The organism is Mucilaginibacter paludis DSM 18603 (genome assembly GCF_000166195.2).
Classification (GTDB): domain Bacteria; phylum Bacteroidota; class Bacteroidia; order Sphingobacteriales; family Sphingobacteriaceae; genus Mucilaginibacter; species Mucilaginibacter paludis.
This window is the reverse complement of record NZ_CM001403.1, coordinates 6,549,556-6,572,923: the sequence shown is the minus strand read 5'-3', so window position 1 is coordinate 6,572,923 and position 23,368 is coordinate 6,549,556. Positions and strand designations below refer to the sequence as shown.

Below are 23,368 nucleotides of genomic sequence, written 5' to 3'. Positions count from 1 at the left end.
ACAGTATGTTTGTCAGAAAAACTCATGAAAATCCACCAAATTATTTTAGCACTACTGCTGCTTTCCAACCCTGTGCAAACCTACAACCAGACGAAAACAAAACCAAATCTTAAAAAATTAAACTGGTTGATTGGCTCCTGGACACGAACCAATGCAAAACCTGGCGAAACAGCTTCTGAAACCTGGAAAAAGGTTTCCCCCGAAAAATTTATCGGATTAGGCATCACCATGAAAGGAGCCGACACCGTATTTTCAGAAAAACTGCAACTGCTGGTTAAGGGAAATGCACTATATTATGCAGCGGATGTTGCCGAAAACAAAGAACCAACCCTTTTTAAACTAACCGACATGACAGCCAATGGATTTGTTTGTGAAAATACCGCTCATGACTTTCCAAAGAAAATTGTTTATAAACGGTCGGGCAACACCCTGAAAGCAATCATTTCCGGAGATGGAAAAAGTATAGATTTTAATTTTATTAAGAACACTAAATGAGTTGATTCTTTACACTCGACTATAACTCCTCCCTCATGTGCCATCATTTGTAATTTTTTTACTAAAACGATAGATCATTTCTGCCGCTCTTGCTAACGAATATATACAATGATCGTAAAAACTATGCCCATTCTATTTGTGGCTGTCCTTGAAAATATCATATGCCTAATGAAGTGTTGTGGGTTGATTTTCTTTGTAATCTCATAGCTTAACAATTTCAACAATAGGTTAACCCTGCCTTAATGTATTAATGTTCTTTCGTTCCTACTTTTGAGCGAAAGAACATTCCATTATGGAATTTAAAGATTTACCAGACCATATTCTTATTGATGAATGCCGGACTGGTAATACCAAAGCCTTTGATATCTTATTTGAGCGTTATTTCAATAAACTGCATTTCTTTTCTTTAAAATATTTAAGGGACCGGGCTTTAGCCGAAGAAATGGTGATAGATATCATGATCAAGCTTTGGGAAAAAAAAGACGATTTCACTTCCGAATTGTCCATTGGGCCTTATCTTTTCAGGGCCATGAAAAACAAAATTGTTGATCATTATCGTAAAAAAGGTCTGGAAACTGTTCTGTTAGAACAATCCCATGAGGAGCTATCCATAACTAATTCAACCGAGCATCGCCTTGCCTTTGAATAATTACATAAAATATATCAAGTTAATTTAGAAAAACTCAGCCCGCAACGCCGCAGAGTTTTTGAGCTAAGCCATTGGCGGCTTTGCCGGGCAAAACGGGCAGATCACTAACGATCTCAACGCCGGGAAAACACAGGTTGATGTGGTACACAACGATTTTAGCATGCCCAAGGTATTACGTGGAAGCCTGGCGCTGGATTATAAAGATCAAAACGGGTTTAAATATACCATTGAAGGCATCTATACCAAAACAATCAAAGATGTGGTTTTTAAACAAGTCAACCTGACCGATAACCCAACGTATTTTGCTTATGATACCGCCGCTACCCAGCGTAAACAACCGATCTTCCCGGGGCAAAATTCAAGGAACCCGCAATTTGCCAATGTCTATGAAATGTCTAACACCTCGCAAGGTTACCGGTACAGCATCACCGGCCAGGTTGCTAAGAATTTTGATAACGGCTTCGGCTTTTCGGCGGCTTATACTTATGGTGAGTCAAAAGATGTGTCTAACGGCATCCGCAACTCCTTTGAATCCAACTGGCAATTGAACCAGGCGCTCAATCCAAATGATCCGCAACTGGCTAATTCCAATTTCGATATCCGGAACCGAATTGTGGTCAGTGCCAATTATCGTAAGGCATGGAATAAACTGTGGGTGAGGAATTTTTCCCTGTTTGTAACCGCACAGTCGGGGAGCCCGTTCACTTATGGCTTTGTGAATTATACCCCTCAAAATACCCCGCAGCAAATAGGGCTGGCCTATATTCCGGCCAAAGGAGAAACGGTTAACTTCTTTGCCGCTACACCAACCCAAACCGCCCAACAACAAGCCGACGCGTTTGATCAGTTTATTGATGGTAACAAATACCTGAGTTCAAGAAGAGGCGGTTTTACAGAACGTAATGCCGCCCGTACGCCATAGAATAACAACGCTGATTTTCATTTTGCCCAGGACATCAACTTTAATACCGACCAGAGTACATCCAAATTACACACGCTTACCGTCAGTTTAGATATCATGAATTTCACTAATCTGATCAATAAGAACTGGGGCAAGGTGTATTTCTCGCCCAATACCTATAACTCTATATCAAGCGTAGGTTTGGTGCCTTATATACCGGCGAAGTCGTCTCAAGGATACCCCCTGTACCAGTTTGTTGATCCGGGTAAACCTTATTCGGTTGATCCGTTAGCTTCAAGGTGGCAAATGCAATTGGGTGCGAGGTATACTTTTTAACTTATAAAACGAGTTTTGGAGTTGTTGATAGACAACCTTTTTACCGAGCTTAAGCAGCAGATCATTCAATACGTAAAATTAAAGGCAGTGCAGAAAATGCCTGCCATTTTTAAAAAGCTTTCGTAATGGAGAACACGTATTGGAGCATACTAATTTTATCGATTTTGGATGTTGGTATCATGCTTTTAGGCTACCAGTTAGATAAACATTACCACAGGCAAATATGCGAACCATTTACAATCCGCATTTTTTTTATAAACAAAGGTTATGACGAACCACTAAACCGTTTTTTATTGAGTAAAGGCGGGGTATTAATTTTGAGCGTGATGCTTTTAGTGACGATGATGCTATCGAAGATCGGTTCATGAAGCAGGTTAAAGAAAATTGGCGGGCAGGGATATTATACTCAAAAGATTAGCTATTTAGTACAATGGCAGCCCAGAATCTTTTAATGCTAAAGTCAAAGCTTTCAGAACTACTAAAACTATCTTTTTCATTTTTATCAAATTTATAAAGTAAAGGTAGTTTAACCTCACAACTCGTGGTTTGTTGAAAGGTACAAGTTTGTATGCTGAAAAGGCCAGCCTTTGGACGCTTTGTCTGAAACGGGACGGCTTTTGTCCTTTAAAGTTCGGCATCTTTTAATTGATTCAGTTCTATACCCTGTCTGATTCGGGTTGATTTTATTATTTTTGAAACTATGAACCCAGGTGTAAAACAGGATGAAAGGATAGCAAAAATGAGCTTTGCTTCGGTGTACCCACTTTACCTGACAAAAATCGAAAAGAAAGGCCGGACCAAGGCAGAACTGGATAAAGTGATCCGCTGGCTGACCGGCTACGATGACAGCCAACTCCTTGAGTTGTTAGCAACAAAAGCCAGCTTAGAGATCTTTTTCGGCCGGGCCTCCCTTCATCCCCATGCCGACCGTATTACCGGAACGATCTGCGGGTACCGCATTGAGGAGATTGAAAATCCTTTGACCAGGAAGGTGCGTTATCTGGATAAACTGGTGGATGAGCTGGCCAAAGGAAAACATATGGAGAAAATATTGCGGTCTTAAGCTCAAGCACGCGAAAGGATACGCTCAGTGCCGACAAACGGATCACAGAGGCGATCATGAACATGCCCTCAATCCCGATAGGAGAGAAAATATTTTGCTGATGCCGCATGAATTCAAAAAATTCCGAACGTTCTGTACAGGAATATAGGAGAGCGAGAGCAAAAAGGATCTTTGCACCGCTGATGTCCGCCTAATTCAATAACCGATGCTAATAGATTATCTTCAGAAAATTAAAAGTCTTTATCTGTCCATGCACACACACGAAACACTATTAAGTTAGTAGGAATAACGAAGTGCGTTTAACAAGGTTAGTATCCATCACCGGCAAATTACAATCGAAGTACATAAGAAAGGTTTCCTGTAATATTCTTAAATTCGGTCATCAGGATAATATAAATTAATGATCTTTAGTTTTAATGCAACGCCGGAGTTTGATTTCATAACTTATTTTGCCAGGCACATCGGGGCAACGGTAAATAATGATTTGTTGGTCATTCCTGATCATGTTGGTAACGGATTCATTCGTAAACTGGCCTTTGGTCCCGAATTCAAGGTCACTATGCACCACTATGTGCTAAAGGATGACCTGATCATCAAACGCAGTACCTCCGGCCTGGGTAACGAACTGATCACCATCTTTTTTTACAGCAACGAGCAAATGCTCGGCATAGCGTTTGACAATAATCCAAATATTCAGTTTTCCGAGCGCGATGATTCCGCCATCCAGGTAACTTCTAATAACCTGAGCTCAACCATACGCTTCCCCGCAGGGCATACAATACGTTACGTAGTAATCGCTATTATGCCGTCCTATCTGAAAACAATATTGGCCTTGAATAAACTGAATTCTACGCTCGAAACCATAACCAATCCTGGTAATACATTTCTCTATTTTGAGAACATGACGGCTGAGGCCAAATTGCTGCTCAAAAACTTAAGCGCGGTGGATATGAGCGATGGCTTAAGCCAATTCTACATGCAAATCAAGGTACAGGAGCTGCTGTACCTGCTTTTTCAAAAGCTATCTAAACGCGAAAGCTTACCGCATCAAAACATAAACAGTGCGGATGCGGCCAGGCTTCTTCATATCCGTAACGAAATTATCAATGATCTGAGCACGCCGCCGGTTTTGCCTGAGATGGCACAAATTGCGGCCATGAGCGAGACCAAACTCAAACAGCTTTTCAAGCAGGCCTTTGGCGATACGATTTACAATTATTTTCAGCGCGCCCGGATGGAAGAGGCTGCTTTTTTGTTGAAGCAAGGTAAGCGGTCTGTGGCTGAGGTTGGCTATGAACTGGGCTTTACCAACCTAAGCCACTTTAGCAGGTTGTTTAAAAAACATTACGGCTTTACACCTAAGCGTTATTCGTCCCAGGCTTAACTTCTTCGTCGTATCGGACTGATTTTTTGCCTTATCAGGCTATTATCAGCTTACTATTAGGCGCAATTTTACTTTACAAACTAAAGATAAGCAAAAATGAAAAAGTTATTTATGACCTATAGCAAAGCCGCACTCCAGTTGAAGAATCACGTCGTGATGGCGCCAATGACCAGAAGCCGTGCCATCGGCAATGTGGCCAATGAATTAATGGCCACCTATTACCAACAGCGCTCAGGTGCCGGACTCATCATCACCGAAGGCACTTCACCCAGCCCCGAGGGTTTAGGCTACCCCCGCATCCCGGGTATTTTTAATAATGCCCAGGTGGAGGGGTGGAAACTGGTAACCAATGCGGTTCATGAGGGCGGCTCCAAAATATTTCTACAATTGATGCACACCGGCAGAATAGCCCACAGTTCCAATTTGCCAGAAGGCCATCAGGTTGTGGGTTTATCCGCTATTAAAGCAGCGGGCGAAATTTATACAGATACCGGCATGTTGGAATACTCGGCCCCAACAACATTGGATGAAAAAGACATAGCCCGTATTATACAAGACCATGTTAAGGCTGCTGAAAATGCCATAGCCGCAGGTTTCGACGGCATTGAGTTACACGGGGCGCACGGCTATTTATTAGAGCAGTCTTTAAATCCGCATGTCAATAACCGTACGGATAACTATGGCGGATCAATACAGAACCGCAGCCGCCTGACGCTGGAGATCGTACAAAAAACAGCAACCTCCGTAGGAGCAGATAAGGTTGGCCTGCGCATTTCACCTTTTTTAACGTCTAATGACATGCCCGCTTATGACGAGGTTGAAGTACATGAAACCTATGTTAATATTGCCCGGGAAGTAAAACAGATGGGCATCGCGTACCTGCATATTTCAAACAATCCGGGCATTCCCGAAAAAACACATCATGGCATTCGGGAGGCTTTCGCTAACACCATCATCTATTGCAACGGGTTTACGGCAGAAACTGCTGAAGCCAAGTTACAGGATGGTTCAGCTGATCTGGTCGCCTTTGGCAGAAGCTTTTTGGCAAACCCCGATTTTATGAGGAGAATAGAAAAAAACGCCCCCTTGAATGAGCCGGACTATAACTCGCTTTATACGCCAAGCGAGGAAGGCTACACTGATTACCCCGTACTCTATTAATTTTTACCGTTTAAAAAACGTCAGATTAGCTGGCAGCTTCATTACCACTTAAAAACAATTAACAAAATGAAAATCACAACAACAGGCTCATTGGGAAATGTAGCCAAATCATTAGTAAAAAAACTGATCGCAGCCGGACATAAAGTAACCGTAATCAGCACAAAAGGCGGCCGAAAAAATGAAATTGAGGCTTTGGGTGCAAAGGCAGCTATCGGCTCCATCAATGATGAAGTGTTTTTGACTGAAGCTTTTAGCGGTGCAGATGCAGTTTATACCATGATGCCACCATCAATGGGGTCAGGTAATATGATACAGAATATCGCTGATGCGGGGCAAGCTTACGCGAATGCTATTAAAGCGGCAGGCGTAACGCGCGTAGTCATGCTGAGCAGCGTTGGTGCCGATGCTGCTGAAGGTACCGGCCCGGTACAAGGTGTTCATCGTGTTGAAGAGATATTACAGGAGTTAGCCGGCGTGAATGTGACCATTTTGAGGTCAGGTTTTTTCTATATTAACTTTTTGAGAGATATCCCATTGATCAAAAGCAAAGGCATCTTCGGTAACAATTATAGCGGTGATGACCGGTTGGCCCTTACACACCCTGAAGATCTTTCGGCAGCGCTTGCAGAAGAATTACAAGCTGAAGGAAACGGCTTTGAAGTGAAATACGTTGTGAGTGATGTTTCGAGTGGTGACGAAATATCAGGATTGTTCGGCCAGGCTATTGGCAAACCGGAACTGGTTTGGACACAAATTCCCGATGAACAACTAAAACAGGGTATGCTTGCCGCAGGATTGCAGCCGGAATTAGTCGGCCTGATCGTCGAAATGGGACAAGGCGTAAGGGCAGGTATCATTACCAAAGACTTTTTTGCCAAGGGAGCAAAGGTTACTGGTCAGATCAAGCTGGAACAGTTTACTGAAGAGTTCAAAGCTGCGTATCTACGTGCTTAAACCTTATTTGTATATAACAACCCACAAAATCATGGAAGCAAACAAAATCGAAATTATAAAGCCAGCCGTCAGCATTACTGTAAACCGTAAACGTTCCTATCGCTATCGGTGTTGCATTCAATTAACCGGTGGGTGCCTTACCGAATTTTCTCTTAAAGGAATGTGAGAAGTGCGACAGGCTTTCAAAGCCCAGGTCAAGGTAAATAGCTGATGGCTTTTGATGCTTGATCTCGATGAGGTGCTTTGCTTCGTGTAGTCGCTTATCCTGTAACCACTGACGGGGCGGAGCACCAAATGTCTTCAAGAAATCCCGTTTAAAGGCAGCCAGGCTGCGGCCGGTAAGTTGAGCAAATTTTTCGACAGGGACATTAAAATGAAAGTTATTGATCATGAACTTTTCCAGGTCGATCTTGTGCGGTTCTGAAAAGTCGAATAAAAAGTTACGAAGCACCGGCATGGCAAGCATGAGTAATTTAACCCCTTCCTTTACCTTCAGGATACCCATTTCATCAGTCATCTCCGCTCCGGAGCTGCGCGCGTATGGAACAATAGACTGAAAATACCCCTGCAGGAATTCGTTAGAAGGGATCAGGATATTTGGCGGACCGACGTATTTCCGGTCCGCTTCGATCTTTTCTTCTAACACAATTCTGCGCAGCAAGTCCTCCTGCAGGGATATCACTATCGTTTCATAGCTTGCGCCGGGCAGCGGTGTTTTGGTAATTGTGCCAAGCTGGTTTTTACCGATCAGCAACATTTCTCCTCCGGTCATTGAAATGGTTTGCGCGGAGGTTTCCAGCGTAAATTGTCCTGAAACCTGCAATATCAGGGTGTGGTGGTTCCAGAAACATGCTTTCTCTTTACGCTCGGCAGAGAGGTAAGAATAGAAGATCACTCCCGGAAGAATTTCTGCTGGACTGGTCATTTTAACGTTGTAAATAGGTACCACCCTGTATGGCGCCTGTTGCAAAAGTAGCGTTTAAGGTTTTCATTTCTTCCGGCGTAAATACAATGTCCATTGCAGCGATATTTTCCGGTAAACGCGACCTGCGACTCATGCTTACTAAAGGCATGATATTGTCGCCCTGTTCTTTTACCCAGGCAATCGCAACTTGAGTTGGCGTATAACCTTTATCAGCAGCCAACTCCTTTAATACCTCAACCTTTTCCAGGTTATGTACCAAGTTTTCTCCTTGAAAACGAGAGAAATGGTTGCGGTAATCATTTTCGGCAAGTGGAGCTTTCATTTCACCGGTCAATAGGCCTTCTGCGGTATTGGCGAAAGCTACTACACTAATGCCCAGCTCTTTTGCAGCCGGTAGCAGGTCGCTTTCTATCCCACGTTCAGCCAGTGAATAGCCTATTTCCAGCGCGCTGATGGGGTAAATTCCATTTGCTATACGAAGTTGGTCAGCCGTAATTTCTGATACGCCGATATGACGTACTTTACCTTCCTGAATCAGTTGGGCAACCGTACCAATAATATCTTCTACCGGCACGCTGCCATCCATTCGGCTTGGCTGGTAAAGGTCAATGGTTTCAATACCCAAACGGGTAAGCGAGTAATTGATAAAATTTTTAATGGCTATAGGGCGAAGGTCCATCCCCAGCCACTGGCCATTATGAAATATGGCACCAAATTTCACGCTGATAAAAGCGTCGTCTCGCCTTCCTTTAATGGCTTTGCCTATCAGCATTTCGTTATGACCAGCACCGTAAAAGTCGCCGGTGTTCAAAAAATTAATCCCATTATCCAGGGCTTCATGGATAGTAGCAATGCTTTCTGTTTCATCTGGTGTAAGTCCGCCCCAGATAGATGACATGCGCATACAGCCCAAACCAAGTTTAGATACCAGTGGGCCATTTTGTCCCAGTTGAATTTTTGTAATGTTTTTCATCATGCAAATATCACTGTTAATTGTTTATGATACTTGCTTGTATGGCTCATATAACTTGACTACAAAGCTCACTGAACTTTTTTTCAATAGTCTATAGTGCTATTCCGATTCTTTCAAAACGAACTTTTTTGTGTCCGAATCAATAGCTTACAAATGGTTTGCCCTTCAAAGCACTTAGCAGCATATACAATGCAAGCAAAGCATATAATAATCCCGCAATCAAAGTGCCTGTAGTTGTTTTGAGTACATACCATGATAAAAGGGGCAGTAATTGTAACGCATGCATACCAATAAAGTGAGCAATACGCAGATCGCCATATTTCCTGCTCCAGTTTAATACCGGCACAACCTCCTCCCCTTCCGGGCCTCCAACAGTATGTGATTGCCTGGCACCCATGGCAGCACCCTGAAAAGCAAAGAAAACGAATAAAAAGATGCCTATCCGTATGCTTAGTACATAATAATCAGGCAGATCAGGAAAACTGCTCATGCAGAAAAGTATACCAATATAACCAGTCCAGAGGGTTGCCATGGCGGCGGCAATTCCCATTAGGGCTGTTAAAAAGCTGTACACCGCAGAACTGGTGTTGTAATGAGAAAGTTTGCCTCTGCCTGCTTGTAAACTGATATAGATAATTTCAAAGCCAAGCAGCAGTATAGTGGCCCAGTCGTATAAATTGACAGCAATTGGCGCATGCAGATGATAAGAAAACCAGCCCATCGTCCAGGAAAAAATTCCGATAGAAAGCGCAAACTTAAATGGCTTAAACCAGGCATTGGCTCCTCTTATTTTACGATTTGTAATTTGGGCTAACCCTAAAAAGATCACCGCACCGACGACATTGCAGTAGCCGAAAATAAATAAGGGCTGGTTTCGTAATTCAAGAAGTCGCAAAAACTGCATTACAATCAATTGAATGAAGCCCTGAATGCCAAAGGCGAAAGGTTGGTTTTCGCTTTAAATAACTTACTGAAGGATTGCAAATGCTCAAATCCTAACTCATAAGCAATCTCACTTACGGATAAATTACTGGTAGATAAGCGCTCTTTAGCTTTTTCTATCAATTTGACATGGATATGCTGCTGAGTATTTTGCCCGGTTAGTGCTTTGAGCAATTCGCTTAAATATCCCGGCGACAGGTTTAACTGGTCTGCAATGTAGCTTACCGGCGGTAAACCATTTTTTGGTAAAGCATCACTGTTAAAATAGGTTGATAAAATATCTTCCACACGGCTGATAATCTGACTATTGGAAATTTTCCGGGTGATGAACTGGCGCTGGTAAAAGCGTTCAGTATAGCTGAGTATCACTTCAAGTTGAGCAATGATCACGCTCTGGCTAAATTTATCAATATTGGAATGATACTCCTGCTCAATGTACCTGGCAATACCGGTAAGCATAGTTTCTTCTTTATCAGAAAGATATAATGCCTCTGCTACCGAATAACCAAAATACTCGTATTGCTTGATAGTTTTCGCCAGGTTGGTGCCCCATAAAAAATCAGGATGGAGAATGATCATCCAACCGGAGGCATGATTGTCTGCTTCCTGATTAATTTCCAGTGTCCAGAGCTGTCCGGGTGCCATGCAAAACAACACCCCTTCATCAAAATCGCAGTCTTGCTGACCGTACCTGATCCGGGCGTTAAAATTTCGTTTGAGCGAAATACAGTAAAAATCAAAGATCAAACTAACCGGCCCCTCTATGGGCGGGGGTTGAAACGAACCGACATTAATCAAGCTAACCAGCGGATGCTCTGGCTTGGCCAGGCCCAGCAGCCGGTGATATTCAGTAATAGATTTGATTCTGTAAGGTTGCATGCTTGTGATTAAATATAGGGATTTACTGGTTATAAATAGCGACAAATTCTTTGGCGAAATCTTTCATTTTTGTTTTGCCCATCACTTTGGGTTTATGGCGGTAATAATCTTCATTCACTAACCCGTTGTGCATACCGGCATTCATATCTACCACAGCCATCGCCCTTGACTCGGGCATCCCAAACATTTTTAAGCCACCCAGCATATCCTTGTCGCTCATCAGCGCCCATTTCAACCAGGGCTTGCCAATCGCTTCCCCTATGGTTTTGGCTATCTCATTACAAGTCAACTCCTCACTGGCGATATAACGGAAACTTCTTATGGTAAATGGCGTGGTCAATTCTTCGGCTATCGCGGTCGCGATATCTACGGGAGCAACCCAGGGCATTTTATCTTCAGCGCCGTAGTTGGCTGCAATCACCCCGGTTTTACCTGTCAACAGGGGCCAGAAGCCCGAAAAGCGAAGGGTTAAAAATAATCCCAGCAATCCTTTTCCTTTAATCGTATCCTTGAAATCTTTTAAATTAGTGTAAAAGCCCACAGGCCGGGCATGCTTAATGATAACATCTGCAGGCAATTCTTTAAACAAACTCTCGGCCAGATAGTGAAAAGCAAGTAAGCCATTTCCCTTATCGGTATGCGCACCAATGCTACTCAAATGTACCACCTGTTTTACACCGGCAGCCCGTATCGCCGTGCAATAGTTGCCAATTTGCCGCCTGGTTGTCGCCATCACGTCCAGTTTCTGGTCGAAATAATCAAATGGCGGCAGCATGCAGTAAACAGCATCTGCACCAGTAAATGTATTTGTTAAAAACAGAACATCTTCGATAGTACCGATAGCCGCGTTAGCCCCAATTGCCTCAATAGCTTTCTGTTTCCCGGGCTTGCTGCTTATAACGGTTACGGCGTGATCTTTCTCTATCAATTCCTGGGTTAGCGGTTTGCTGATGTTCCCTAAAGAACCCGTAATAATGATTTTCATGATGTTGTATCCTTTTTTGTGTGATACAAATGTCAGCAGCAAATTAAGCAGCGGTTTATCCTAAATCAGGTTTCTGTTAGTCAAAAGCTGGTACTTCCGGTTGATCTTGATTTGCCTCCATTCGCCAAACCTGGTCCAGGTGTACTCAAGCGGAACACCAAAACCACCAAGCAGCTTTGGAAACCTGGAAGAAGATTTCGTCGGATAATTTACGGAGCCAGTATATCCGTGAAAGAAGCTGACAGGGTATTTCCAGAAACTGGAACTGATGATTAAGAGCACCGTGTTATATTATGTGGCTGCAAGTTGCCGAAAACAAAAACCAATGTTTTTAAAACTAACCTGAATTAAAGCCACCCGATTCGTTTGTAAAAATAACGATCATGAATTTCTTAAGAAAATCGTTTATTATCGGTCTGGCAACACGCTTAAAATAACTATTTGCGGCGGTGCAGAAAGTACAGATTTTAATTTCAAAGCTAATTTCGCCAATGAATATAATCGCCTTAGAAAACTATAACATGCGACAAAATCCCTTAAGATGCATCGTAATAAAAAGTCACAGCCAAAATCGAGAACTTTCCAAATAAAGCGGACAGGATTTAAAGTTAGGCCCCTATCTCGGCAGCCTAACTTATGTAAATGGTAAATTTATCTGAACTATTTTGATTTTGTTAATATTACAGACATCGGTTCGCGACCGCCCATTCCTGGCATTTTCAGTGTTATGGTGTTGTCATCTTTTATTTTCCCTCCAATTTTCATCACATTATCCATCAAATTGATCGAGAACGAAAGGCTGTCTCCCTTAATTACACCATCTTTAATCGGGATAACAGAGCCGTCGGGCCCGGTTGTACCTCCGGTTAATTTTTCACCGTCAACCTTAAAGTCATAGGAGATATCAAACTGATCCGCTATTCTTCCGGTCCAGTGCCCGGTAATGTCGGCGGCAAAACAAACGGTAACGATAGCCAATATTAATATGGCTGACAATAAAAATTTCTTGGTCATAATACGTTAATTTAAAATAGGTTAATAAATTCAGATGAGATAATACTATTAAATAGACGTTTAATTTTTACCAATCAAAAATGGAATAGATATACTGGCTAAAAGGATAGACAAACGGCTTATTCTGATCGACAGAACTTCAAAAACACTACCTGTATAATTTAATATCCACCTGGCAGTAGTTGAGCTATTCCCGGCGCTTTCGTCGGCACCAAGGCCTGTTCAAAAGTCTTTACAGTTAGGTAGGAAAGCGTCCTGAATTGATCCGCATGACGAAAAATAACGAGATCAGCCCGCTGTCCGAGATATTTGCCGTTGCACGCAAATTGATCATCATCAAGGCTGGCAAATCAAAAACACGATGAATGTTGAGAAGCAAACAATGCTTGCGGGAAGAGTTTGTACCTATCCTTAAGTTTGATCACTGTATCTAAATTGCCCAATGCTAACGGTGCCTGGTAAAAATACAAGTCGGAAACGAACATATACCTACCTGCCCATACCAAATGACGGGAGCCCTCAACAATAGAAAATAAAAAGGCATATCAGCCAATCAAATAACTGGCCGGGTAACTCGCCGATTAAAACACCTGGTTATATCACACCTGCTCGGCCAGCAAATCGCCAATACTGATATGAAACAAGGCGCATATCTCGGTCAGCGTTTCCAGTGTCAGGTCCCGTGTACCCGATAACCAGCCCCGCAGCTCATTCATTTCCACCCGGATATAGTTCCCGAATTGCAAACGATTTAAACCGGTTTCCGTAAGCAAATGTTCAATGCGGGCAGCCAGCGCCAAACGGTGTTCACGGTGCAACAGATCAGAAGCGCATACTTTGTCTAAAAGACGACCTAATAAGGTCAAACTGTTTTCTGTTCTCATAGCGTAGTATTAAAGATGAATTTACAAGATAGTAAAAAACAAGCTTCCATCCATAGCTTTGTTGAAAACTTAATATTTTTTTAATTATATGTTTATACTGATTTTATGCCCTAAAATCGACCACTGCTTACAATATAATTGCGCCCCGGTGAAACTTAATCCTTCGCCAACGCTTATCCAAGCCTATGACAACTATCAAAAATGTTCAGTCACTCAGTGCAGAAAAGCTGTTTGACGTATTAAAAACGGAATTTGCAGCTTATATCAACAACAAGCTTGGTTCTAACCTGTCCATCGAATACGCACATGTGTACGATGAAATCAATGTATCCTTCACCGAGGTGATCGAAGGACCGGCGCTTAACATTACAGTTACCGGGGATGAGCTAACAGTTACGAAGATGACTACCGATGCGAATTATAACACAGACATGTTGGAAGAAAACTTAATTGGTTTTTTGGAGGAGCAAGCGGGCTAAGCCACCACTTTTCTAAATAACTTTTCTGTGATGGTTAAATCAATTCTGGCGCATTGGTTATATTGATCGCTACGGCAGAGTCCATAACGTTGCACCCGGAATACTTGCCCCTGTTTTGATGCGGCAAACCAGCCTGGGGTGATGGATCAAGATATAAGTAATAGAGCTAGCATGATCAAGCATGCGCCCAAATCGACAAAGTTCGGCATTAGCAACATTGCAGAAGATAGCGCCTTCTTTTCCCAGGTTTTAATTAAAACGTAACATCAAATCGTCGCCGGTTTAATCAAATAACATAATTTGCGCACACTCCTCCCGCCGAATGATGACCATTATTCGGCGTTTTTTTATTTGCTTTTTTTGTAAAAAAAACGATGGCTACGGAAAATGCGCTTCGGATGCGGGTCTCTGCTTTACAGCAAGACAAAGCTGCAAATCCACCGGTTTGTAGTCTTATTGTCGTTCATACACTGTCTAATAATAAACATTCACCTTCAAACAAAAAACTGAATAAAAAAAGGAAAATATTGGGATATTTACCTTTCCATCAAACTCTACTTTTAGCTTATCTTAATCCCGATATCTTTCACGGAGCTTCAAAAATTTCTTCTCATAATAATGATAAGAAATATAACTGATACAAAATAGTACGATTATCGAAATCAACGAAAACGCTAAATCCACCGGAAGCTTATTTGAAAAACGCTGAATTAAACCGCTTGAATTAAAGAAATTGAGGCCAAGTGTGAGTGGTTGCTGCCAAATATAAATGCTGAAAGACAATACCCCTATCAACTTCACCCAAGCATGATTTAAAAACCTGTAAAAGATGCTGTTGTCAACCTCCAAACACATAAAAACTACGTAAGCAAATGCAAAACATTTTAAAATATTTTTTACGTTGCCAAACCCCTCAGAAAAAAAGGTTAAAAGGAGGATTAAAAAAAGTAAACAAACCATCTTAAAAGTTTTCTGCTTGAAATCGGATGAAATTTTGCCCTTAACAATCAGAATGCAAAACAGGGAACCGATAGCTATCCCTTGAAATTGATTTAGAAAAGATATGATCAAGTATGTCGCTCCTGTACTGTCCAGACTTTTAAGAAATTCACCATTAAAATCTAAGATCACCCCGAACGCTATTAGAAATAATAAAAAGCAGATGTAGACATTGATATTCTTTTTAAGAATTACAGGAAAAAACAAGTAAAATTGTTCTTCTACAGAAAGCGACCAATAGTGTGTAGTAAGATGGTCCAATTTCGTAGAGCCCCAAAAAAAATTTCTTATAAATAAAAAAGAAGCCAATATATACAAAGGATTTAATTTTAAATGCAAAATAAAGTTCAGTGCAACTACACAAACCAAGTATAAATACGCAATTGGAATTATCCTAAAAAAACGCCTGATATAAAAATTTTTCAAGGAAATATTTCCTTTTTTCACCTGCTCCTTTAGCAGTAAAGTAGTTATTAAAAAACCACTAATTACAAAGAAAAATTGTACTCCCAAGTTTGCAAATGCGTGAAAGTTAAATCGTGTGTGGTAAGACATTAAAATGTGAAACACAATAACTATTGTAATCGAGATTGCTCTAAAGCCGTCAAGCGAAGGGAGATAGGCCTGTTTTAATATGGCAGGAATTTCTGCAATGGGTGAGAATAAAGAGTACGATGGCTTTTTAATGTTTGTATTCATATATCAAGTAGTTCATCGCTAATGTAGTATATTCTATACATTTTTGAAAATATTTATCACTATTTCAGTGAAATCAATAAAAATGCAAATCTGTCTTCCCAAGATGTCTCACCTACCGCAGCGTCACCGTTTGTGATCGCTGCATTCCAGTCCCTGTCATAGGTTTAAGATAACAAGCACCAAAAATCATAACAATTTAATAATTAGTGCATTAAACACAGAAGAACATACCATAGGGTGAGAAAAAAACTTAATTGGTTATTCGTATTACACTAAAAAAGTTTTCCCTTTCGCCAATCCTGCAATACCATCCTGGCATGAAATGAATGATGGCGAATTGATTGAGCTGAAATTTCTTCTAAAACAGCAGCAGCTTTTTGGTCATTTTGTTTTATTAAATAGGATGCTACCCAAAGTTTAACACTTAAGTCGTTATATGCAAGTAATTCCTTTAATTTTTCAATTTCACCTTTTTCCTTTAAATATGTTACCGCACTATTGATTACAGCATAATTTAAATTAGCCGTTTTATAATCACCTGTTTGTGTTGCTTTTGCATGTTTTTGTGAAGATTCGATTATCGAATTAACTGCTTCATCAAGATTATTAAATGTTTTCATCTGATATTATGGATACAAACCAAAATGCATCAATTTTGACTTACCTACCCTTTTACGCCACTTGTGGTCTTTAGGGCGCCATAATCTAACTCTCATTATGAATATTTGTATGTTATCACTATACAAATATTCATAATCATTTTCAAAATGCAAGCCGTTAGCGCAATTAGCATTACGAACTGTTAATTAGCGTGATGACTGAAAAACAGCGACTCTTGCGGTAGGGATGGTGAAACCACTAATACCAAGCATCCAAAACTACATTACAAGTGATTCCATCAGCAATACCCCACCTACAATAATACTTAGAATCGCGATTATCCCAAACTGAATATATTGCGGCATCGATTGTCCATTCCAGTCCGTTTTATCAGAAGCTGCCCTTCTCTTTTTAACATCAAAAAACATAAATAACCCAACTGATAAAAACGCAGTCGCTAAAAAGAAAAGTTTGAAATCCATATACTGTTTTTTGTCCGGGGCTTTTAGTTTATTGCCGCTAAAAAAGGCTCCAATTTAAGTTTATTTGATAAGGTGCCCTTTTCTTATTTGTTATGTCTTGTGTACTCGGAAAACCATCAATATAAAATACTGATGTAAGTTTTTATGATTTAGCATTGGCATAGAAACACCTTTGGCTGGAGTTTATAATCCAATGACCAACGAATCCCATAACCAACATCACTCCGCCCTCAAACTTTTCACCGGATTGGCTAATGCTGCCCTGATACTTTGATAGCTCACCGTAAGCAGCGTAATCAGGATGGCACCTAAGGCAGTGGCGGCAAATATCCACCAGGTGATGGTTGAGCGGTATTGGTAATTTTGCAGCCAGCCCTGCATAAAATAGTAGGATACCGGTATCGCTATCAATAGCGAGATGACGATGAGCTTAACAAAATCTTTAGAAAGCAGGCCCCACAGGTTCAATACCGAAGCGCCCAGTACTTTACGTACGCCTATCTCTTTGATGCGCTGCTCGGCCATAAACGAAGCCATGCCGAATAAGCCAAGGCAACTGATCAGGATAGCCAGGCCGGCAAAGCCGCTGGCTAATTTGCCTACGCGCTCTTCGTCGCCAAATTTGCGGGCGTATTGCTCGTCGGTAAACTGGTAGTTAAAGGGCTGCGCCGGGTTATATTTTTTAAATACCTCGCCTATGGTAGCCAGGGCCTGGTGCGTGCTGGTACGCGGGTTTATTTTAATGTTGATGATGGGTTGGGCGTTAGGATCGCTCACGAATACGCTGCGGAAAACGGGCGAGTAGGGCGATTGCATCACCATATCTTTAATTACGCCGATGATATGAAAATTTTTGCCGTCCCAATTAACGGTTTGGCCAATGGGGTGCTTCAGGCCCATAAAGCGGGCGGCTGTTTCGTTCAAAATGATGCCTGTAGAATCGGTAAGGAAATTTTCAGAAAAATCGCGCCCGGCAGAAACCTGCCAGCCAATAGTTTTGCCATAGTTATGAGAGGCATAAACAACGGCAAAGTTGCCCTGAACCGATGCGTCTTTCCCCGACCAGCTAAAACCGTTATCGACCTCGTTAACGGAGGTAATTTCTCCGGATGACTCGGCCATGGCCGAGATAGCTCCTGTATTTTTTAACTCCTGGCTAATGGCAGCAAAATTTTTATGAATATCATCTGTAATAACGGATACATTCAGCAGCCCATCGCGGCTGTAACCAACCGGGCGGTTCTTGGTGAACTGTACCTGCCTGAAAACCACCATAGTGCCGATGATAAGCACCACCGAAATGGTAAATTGTACAATTACCAGTATTTGACGTGGCATGGCGGCCAAACGCCCTACCTTGAATGTGCCTTTTAATACCTTTGCGGGCTGGAATGACGATAAGTAAAACGCTGGGTAAAGCCCGGCAATTAAGCCGGTGAACACAGTAATGCCGGCCCCGGCCAGCCAGAACAACACGTTGCCCCAAAGCAGGTGCATTTGCTTACCGGCCACGGCGTTAAAATACGGCAGCAGCAATTGCGCCAGCAGGATGGAACATACAAAGGCAAACACAGCCACCATGGTAGATTCCATAAAAAACTGCTTAACCAACTGGCTCCTTAACGAGCCGATGGCCTTGCGGATGCCTACCTCCTTCGCTCTCCGCTCCGACCGGGCAGTGCTCAGGTTCATAAAATTGATGCAGGCCAGCATTAACACAAATAAGCCGATAAGGCCGAACAACCACACGTATTGGATGGCCCCGCCAACGTTTACACCATTTTTAAATTCGGCATATAAGTGCCAGCGAGACATGGGAAGCAAAAATATCACCGGCTTAAAGGCGGCATCCGCAGGCCTTACTTTTTTGAGCTTAACATCCTTTATTTTGGCCGATACCTGGTTAAGATCTGCATGATCGGCCAGTTGTACAAACGTGAGGAACGAGTTGTTGCGCCAGGGGTTAGTTGCTTTCTCGCTCCAGTTATTGTTATCAATAAAAAGCTGCCAGGGGGCTATAAAAGTTAAATCATTAAAGTCCGAATTTTGAGGCAGGTCCTGGTAAACGCCGGTAACCGTTACATCAAATTTATGATCTATCCGGATCCGTTTATTCATCGGGTCGGCGTTGCCAAACAATGCCTTAGCCGTACTTGCCGATAGGATAACCGATTGCTTATCGCGCAAACCCGAACGCGTGCCATTCAGCATTTTTAAGGATAGGATATCGGTAATTTGCGGCTCCATATAGTTGCCGCTTTTGGTAATCTTTTGCTCGCCAAAAGCCAGCAGGTGGTCATGGTTCCACGAAGCCGTCACCACGTATTTAAAATCGCCTCCGTAACTTTTTCTCAGCTCGTCGCCCATCAGGTACGGAACCGCGCTTTGCGTGCCTACCTCGCCATTAAAAGTTTGGTTTTGTTTCACTACCGCTATGTGGTTATAATTAGGGATAGCCTGGTTATAAGTTAATTCGTCGTAAATCCACAAGCCAATAAGCATAGCCACCGCCATGCCAACACCCAGGCCGGCAATATTCAAAAAAGAATGTATTTTATTGCGCGATAAATTCCGCCAGGCAATTTTGATGTAATTTTTGATCATGGGCGTGGGTTTGCTGTTTATGTAGCCAAATAAGGTTAAATCTGTGCCAAAATAATAATAAATTCATTATCAGTATTTTATAATAAATTACAGTAGCTGTATTGTATCGAAAACGAACAGGGGGATGTTCGGTTTTAGTATGGGAAAGGCCATAGGCCCACCGAAACCCTCCCCGTAGGCTACCGTGTACCCATATCTTTTTAAGTAAAACCCCATCGGGGTGAAAGCTTGGTAGCATATTGGTGAAATGGATTTTGCGTGCCGTTAGGTACGCAACTTCTTCGCTTTTTTATAACCGCACTTCAAAAAAACAGCGCATCACACGGCGGATATGTATCGTACCTGCGGCACGAAACGTTTTGTGATTGATCATTTCTACCGAGCTTTTACTCCTCCGGAGTATTTTTAATGATACCCAAAAGATGTGGGTACACGGTAGCCCGGTAGTGAGGGCTTTAAAAAAGGGAAGGCTCCCCAACCGCGGGAGATTATGCACTTTGGTTTGCTTTTTGGTGTGCATGAGCGCTACGCGGTTTAGAGGGGACTTTTGGGGTTTGCATGGGCGCTATGCTGTTTAGAAAGACCTTAATTAAATTAATTTATAATTAAAAACATATCGTAAAATGACTTGTTCTTTATGACAACAAACTACTAACAACATTTTACCGCTATGAACGAACAAGATAAAATTACCCGCCGCCAGGTTATCGGCGGCATTGGCACTACCCTGGCAGCCGTTGCTGTGGCGCCTGCTTTAGGAGCATCGGTAGCGCCCCCAAAAGCTGAAAACACGCCAGCATCCGGCCTGCAGGATCCTACTACCAAATATCCTAAGCCTCCGTTTAACGGCCAGTCACAACCCTGGCCCGGCCTGGCAAGTAAAATGGACCCACGGCCGGACCATGGCGAGAAAAGCTATAAGGGTTCTGGCCGTTTAGCAGGTCGCAAGGCTTTGATTACCGGGGGCGACTCGGGAATGGGCCGTGCGGCTGCCATAGCCTACGCCCGCGAAGGGGCCGATGTGGCCATTAACTATTATCCTACCGAAGAACCGGATGCCCGCGAGGTAATTGCACTGATAAACGCGGAAGGCCGCAAAGCCATTGCCATTCCCGGAGATTTGCGCGACGAAGCTTTTTGCGTAAGACTGGTAGCCGAAGCCGTGAGCGGACTGGGCGGGCTTGATATTGTGGTGAATAATGCCGGGCGGCAGCAGTCGCACCAATCCATACTGGATATCTCTACCGAGCAGTTCGACTGGACCATGAAAACCAATATTTATGCGCCCTTCTGGATTATCAAAGCCGCCTTGCCACATTTGCAACCCGGCTCGGTAATTATAGGCACCACATCCGAACAGGCTTATGACCCTACGCCCGACCTGTACGACTACGCCCAAACCAAGGCCGCTACCATGAATTACGTAAAATCGCTGGCCAAGCAACTGGGCCCTAAAGGCATCCGTGTTAACGGCGTAGCCCCTGGCCCAATCTGGACGCCGCTACAAGTAAGCGGTGGCGCCAGTCAGGAAAAACTAAAAAACTTTGGCGGCCAAACGCCGCTGGGCAGGCCGGGCCAACCCGCAGAACTGGCTTCAATTTATGTACAATTAGCCGCCAGCGATGCCAGCTACGCCACCGGGCAGGTTTATGGTTCATCGGGCGGTGCAGGGCAGCCGTAGGGCCACCCTCTTAAAATCCTCCAGGCAGGGCTAAAAAAAGAAACGGCTTCATCAATATTGACGAAGCCGTTTTTGCTGGCAGCAGTTATTTGTCAAAAAGGTTTACCCCATCAATTTGCTGCGTTTTTAAACAGATTGTGTGCGCCGCTTTCTTCGTAAAATGCTTTACAATCTTTAATATTCAGCATATCATTAATGGCTTTCGCTTTGTCGGTGCTTTTATCGTAATAAGCTTTGCAAATCTGGTAGCCTACCCAGTAGCCTAAATCAGCGGGTTTATCGGCAGTTTCCTGGTTGGAGTTGGCTATCCAGTTATAATTGCGTTTCAGGTACATTTCCTTTTCAAAATCAGCCCATACGCGTTGCTCTTTGCCCTTGGCCCAAACCTGCAAACGCTCGTTAATGCTATGTCCCGAAATCAGTTCGCCAATAAAATCGGCCATACCTTCTACCAATACACCGCATAAAAGGGATGTATCCCGCTTCAGGCCACCCTGGTTAAAATGGATCAATTCGTGCGCTATCATCCCCGGCAGGCCGGATAGCTTTCCAAAATTGTTATTTTGCCAAAGCGTGAGCTCACCTATCGGTATATCGGGCGTACGTACACTCTGGTCTAAACCGATCAGCAAACCGTTATCGGTAGATGTGCCGCCTGATGTAAAGGCGCCCATCACAAAATAAACATCCGGAAAATTTGCAGCCGGGTACAGTTGTTTCAGTTTCACAAAGCTGGCTATCATTTCTGGCTTTTGCTCATCCACCATCAGCGTATTTTTGCGGATGGCTGCATAAAATTTTGGTTTACCATCATGGGTGTCAACAAAGTTTTTCACGCTTCCTACCTTCAGGGCAAAATAATCCTGCAGGCCTGCGGTACCTGCATCTACGTAATACTTTTTATAAATGGCTATGCGGTGCGCCGTGTCCTTCTGCGCCAAATCGTATGCCCTCCAAAAATTTTTGATGTCGGTTGTAACCAGTTTCACTTTCAGCGGATCATTTGTACCGGTCTTCATTTTTTCAACCCGGGCAAGTAATGGGGCCCATTCGGGGCGGGTATGCAGCAAAGTTAAATCGGCATCTACCTTGAGGTTCGCCCCGTCTTTGTAGCCATTTTCAATCGCTTTGTTTAGCAAAGCTATGGCGCTGTCGGCTTTTCCGCTTAAGGCGTAACAGCAGGCGGCATTGTAATATTCGTTCCGTTTTGAAGCTTTAAATTCTCCAACATTGGCAGCAAGCAAATAATAACGGCCGGCTGCAGGATAGTTTTTTGCCTGATATAGACTGTCGGCTTTTCTTTTGGGGTTGTTTTGCGCAAAAGTGCTTGTGCCAAATAACAACAGGAGTGATAGGTATCTGAGTTTTAACATACCCGAAAATAGAAAATTATTTAAATAAAAGAGGCGACGGGATAAAGGGGCTTTGCACGCAAAGACGCTAAGGCGCAAAGTTTATCTCTTGTTTCTTAGCGTCTTTGCGCTACTCTTTTATAATTTTCGCTGGCGCACACCTGTGGCGTGTGCCTTAACAGATAAAGTATAAGACTATGAAATATAAATTAAGCACCCTTCACTAAACAATAGCTATCTAACGTAATCCATTTCCCATCGGCCATCTCCTCAATCAGGCTCACACGGTCGAAGCTAAATTCGAGGGGCAGGGTATGCCGCGCTATCTCCTCAAATATTTCATCGGTACAGGTTGAGTTGCGGGGATGCATCAGCGTGATGTGGGGCTGATAGATTCTCGGGGTGGCTACAAGGCCTTGTAGCGCCATGCCGCGGAGCGCATCAAATTGCAAATGGTCTCCCTTAACAGGAAGAAGTACGCCTTTGCCTGCTTCAAAACGCAGGGGCTTGTCAAAAAACATTTTTACGGGGTAATTGAGCCGGACTTTTTCCAGATTCCTTTTTACTTTTTCCAGGTCTGCGATCTCGTCCTCCCGGCATAAGGTAACATGCGCGGCAATCAAACTGAATTGTACCGGGTTAAAACGTTTGCGCAATTGCTCAATAACGCTGTTATCGCGGATAAATAAAGTGAGTTGTTTTCTGGGCATGCCTTTTTACTGGTGTTTGATTTTATTTAAAATCATAAGGCCGCTAATTTCCGGTGAATAATCCAATTTACAAAAAGCCTTAAAACAGCAAAGCCCCCTGATGGGCAGGGGGCCTTTACTAACCAATTATAAACCTAAATTATGAGAAGACTTTTTAAAGAAATCAGCACCTCTGCTGATTTGATGGTGTAAAATTAACACTATTAATTTAATCTGC

The 23,368-nt window shown here is 42.9% G+C and carries 25 protein-coding genes; 11 read left to right on the top strand and 14 right to left on the bottom strand.

The window, feature by feature from the left end:
• Nucleotides 1–24: 24 nt before the first annotated feature.
• The 8 genes from MUCPA_RS27600 to MUCPA_RS27565 all read left to right on the top strand — a co-directional run bounded on the left by MUCPA_RS27600 (nt 25) and on the right by MUCPA_RS27565 (nt 6,943).
• On the top strand, nt 25–495 hold the full coding sequence (locus tag MUCPA_RS27600; protein WP_008510956.1) for a DUF6265 family protein: 471 nt from the start codon (nt 25–27) through the stop codon (nt 493–495).
• Nucleotides 496–787: 292 nt separating this feature from the next.
• Nucleotides 788–1,144, top strand: coding sequence for an RNA polymerase sigma factor (locus MUCPA_RS27595; RefSeq protein WP_040626540.1), 357 nt, complete (start codon nt 788–790; stop codon nt 1,142–1,144).
• A gap of 160 nt (nt 1,145–1,304) precedes the next feature.
• Nucleotides 1,305–2,066: a hypothetical protein gene (locus tag MUCPA_RS27590; protein WP_050982168.1), complete on the top strand. Its 762-nt coding sequence runs from the start codon at nt 1,305–1,307 to the stop codon at nt 2,064–2,066.
• 96 nt (nt 2,067–2,162) lie between these two features.
• The gene (locus tag MUCPA_RS36455; protein WP_050982167.1) at nt 2,163–2,381 is read left to right on the top strand and encodes a hypothetical protein; all 219 of its coding nucleotides are present in this window, start codon (nt 2,163–2,165) and stop codon (nt 2,379–2,381) included.
• Between the two features lie 700 nt (nt 2,382–3,081).
• Nucleotides 3,082–3,444, top strand: a complete 363-nt coding sequence (locus MUCPA_RS27580; RefSeq protein WP_008510953.1) for a DUF2200 domain-containing protein — start codon at nt 3,082–3,084, stop codon at nt 3,442–3,444.
• A gap of 400 nt (nt 3,445–3,844) precedes the next feature.
• The gene (locus tag MUCPA_RS27575; protein ID WP_008510952.1) at nt 3,845–4,828 is read left to right on the top strand and encodes a helix-turn-helix domain-containing protein; all 984 of its coding nucleotides are present in this window, start codon (nt 3,845–3,847) and stop codon (nt 4,826–4,828) included.
• A gap of 96 nt (nt 4,829–4,924) precedes the next feature.
• On the top strand, nt 4,925–5,989 hold the full coding sequence (locus MUCPA_RS27570; RefSeq protein WP_008510951.1) for an alkene reductase: 1,065 nt from the start codon (nt 4,925–4,927) through the stop codon (nt 5,987–5,989).
• 66 nt (nt 5,990–6,055) lie between these two features.
• Complete coding sequence (locus MUCPA_RS27565; RefSeq protein WP_008510950.1) at nt 6,056–6,943, top strand: NmrA family NAD(P)-binding protein; 888 nt, start codon at nt 6,056–6,058, stop codon at nt 6,941–6,943.
• 121 nt (nt 6,944–7,064) lie between these two features.
• Here MUCPA_RS27565 and MUCPA_RS27560 read toward each other — a convergent pair whose 3' ends face one another.
• From MUCPA_RS27560 to MUCPA_RS27530, 8 genes are all read right to left on the bottom strand, one after another.
• The gene (locus tag MUCPA_RS27560) at nt 7,065–7,868 is read right to left on the bottom strand and encodes a helix-turn-helix domain-containing protein (RefSeq protein ID WP_040626538.1); all 804 of its coding nucleotides are present in this window, start codon (nt 7,866–7,868) and stop codon (nt 7,065–7,067) included.
• Nucleotide 7,869: 1 nt separating this feature from the next.
• Nucleotides 7,870–8,844, bottom strand: a complete 975-nt coding sequence (locus MUCPA_RS27555) for an aldo/keto reductase (protein WP_008510948.1) — start codon at nt 8,842–8,844, stop codon at nt 7,870–7,872.
• Between the two features lie 136 nt (nt 8,845–8,980).
• Complete coding sequence (locus tag MUCPA_RS27550; protein ID WP_008510947.1) at nt 8,981–9,745, bottom strand: hypothetical protein; 765 nt, start codon at nt 9,743–9,745, stop codon at nt 8,981–8,983.
• Nucleotides 9,746–9,750: 5 nt separating this feature from the next.
• Entirely contained in the window at nt 9,751–10,662 is a 912-nt protein-coding gene (locus tag MUCPA_RS27545) for a helix-turn-helix domain-containing protein (protein ID WP_008510946.1), read from the bottom strand.
• Between the two features lie 22 nt (nt 10,663–10,684).
• Nucleotides 10,685–11,647: an SDR family oxidoreductase gene (locus MUCPA_RS27540; protein ID WP_008510945.1), complete on the bottom strand. Its 963-nt coding sequence runs from the start codon at nt 11,645–11,647 to the stop codon at nt 10,685–10,687.
• A 60-nt stretch (nt 11,648–11,707) separates the two neighbouring features.
• Nucleotides 11,708–11,929 carry a hypothetical protein gene (locus tag MUCPA_RS38400; RefSeq protein ID WP_169316211.1) on the bottom strand — a complete coding sequence of 74 codons (222 nt, stop codon included), beginning with the start codon at nt 11,927–11,929 and terminating at the stop codon, nt 11,708–11,710.
• 378 nt (nt 11,930–12,307) lie between these two features.
• On the bottom strand, nt 12,308–12,661 hold the full coding sequence (locus tag MUCPA_RS27535) for a hypothetical protein (protein ID WP_008510944.1): 354 nt from the start codon (nt 12,659–12,661) through the stop codon (nt 12,308–12,310).
• Between the two features lie 599 nt (nt 12,662–13,260).
• The gene (locus tag MUCPA_RS27530) at nt 13,261–13,545 is read right to left on the bottom strand and encodes a helix-turn-helix domain-containing protein (protein ID WP_008510942.1); all 285 of its coding nucleotides are present in this window, start codon (nt 13,543–13,545) and stop codon (nt 13,261–13,263) included.
• Between the two features lie 185 nt (nt 13,546–13,730).
• Between MUCPA_RS27530 and MUCPA_RS27525 the strand changes: the two genes are divergently transcribed.
• Nucleotides 13,731–14,024, top strand: coding sequence for a hypothetical protein (locus MUCPA_RS27525; RefSeq protein WP_008510941.1), 294 nt, complete (start codon nt 13,731–13,733; stop codon nt 14,022–14,024).
• Nucleotides 14,025–14,398: 374 nt separating this feature from the next.
• A complete protein-coding gene (locus tag MUCPA_RS38395; protein WP_169316138.1) occupies nt 14,399–14,662 on the top strand; it encodes a hypothetical protein in 264 nt (87 codons plus the stop codon).
• On the opposite strand, the gene MUCPA_RS39615 is transcribed toward MUCPA_RS38395, so the two are convergent.
• From MUCPA_RS39615 to MUCPA_RS27510, 4 genes are all read right to left on the bottom strand, one after another.
• Complete coding sequence (locus tag MUCPA_RS39615) at nt 14,595–15,578, bottom strand: acyltransferase family protein (RefSeq protein ID WP_394330571.1); 984 nt, start codon at nt 15,576–15,578, stop codon at nt 14,595–14,597. The two genes, MUCPA_RS38395 and MUCPA_RS39615, sit on opposite strands and share 68 nt — an antisense overlap.
• 416 nt (nt 15,579–15,994) lie before the next feature.
• Entirely contained in the window at nt 15,995–16,342 is a 348-nt protein-coding gene (locus tag MUCPA_RS27515) for a hypothetical protein (RefSeq protein WP_008510939.1), read from the bottom strand.
• Between the two features lie 258 nt (nt 16,343–16,600).
• Nucleotides 16,601–16,804 carry a hypothetical protein gene (locus MUCPA_RS37930; protein ID WP_008510938.1) on the bottom strand — a complete coding sequence of 68 codons (204 nt, stop codon included), beginning with the start codon at nt 16,802–16,804 and terminating at the stop codon, nt 16,601–16,603.
• Nucleotides 16,805–17,023: 219 nt separating this feature from the next.
• Nucleotides 17,024–19,408, bottom strand: a complete 2,385-nt coding sequence (locus MUCPA_RS27510) for an ABC transporter permease (RefSeq protein WP_008510937.1) — start codon at nt 19,406–19,408, stop codon at nt 17,024–17,026.
• Between the two features lie 670 nt (nt 19,409–20,078).
• Here MUCPA_RS27510 and MUCPA_RS27505 point away from each other — a divergent pair.
• A complete protein-coding gene (locus MUCPA_RS27505) occupies nt 20,079–21,089 on the top strand; it encodes an SDR family oxidoreductase (RefSeq protein WP_008510936.1) in 1,011 nt (336 codons plus the stop codon).
• Between the two features lie 110 nt (nt 21,090–21,199).
• Here MUCPA_RS27505 and MUCPA_RS27500 read toward each other — a convergent pair whose 3' ends face one another.
• Together MUCPA_RS27500 and MUCPA_RS27495 are read right to left on the bottom strand one after the other, a co-directional pair.
• On the bottom strand, nt 21,200–22,462 hold the full coding sequence (locus MUCPA_RS27500; RefSeq protein WP_008510935.1) for a tetratricopeptide repeat protein: 1,263 nt from the start codon (nt 22,460–22,462) through the stop codon (nt 21,200–21,202).
• Between the two features lie 188 nt (nt 22,463–22,650).
• The gene (locus MUCPA_RS27495) at nt 22,651–23,151 is read right to left on the bottom strand and encodes a 2'-5' RNA ligase family protein (protein ID WP_008510934.1); all 501 of its coding nucleotides are present in this window, start codon (nt 23,149–23,151) and stop codon (nt 22,651–22,653) included.
• Nucleotides 23,152–23,368: the final 217 nt, after the last annotated feature.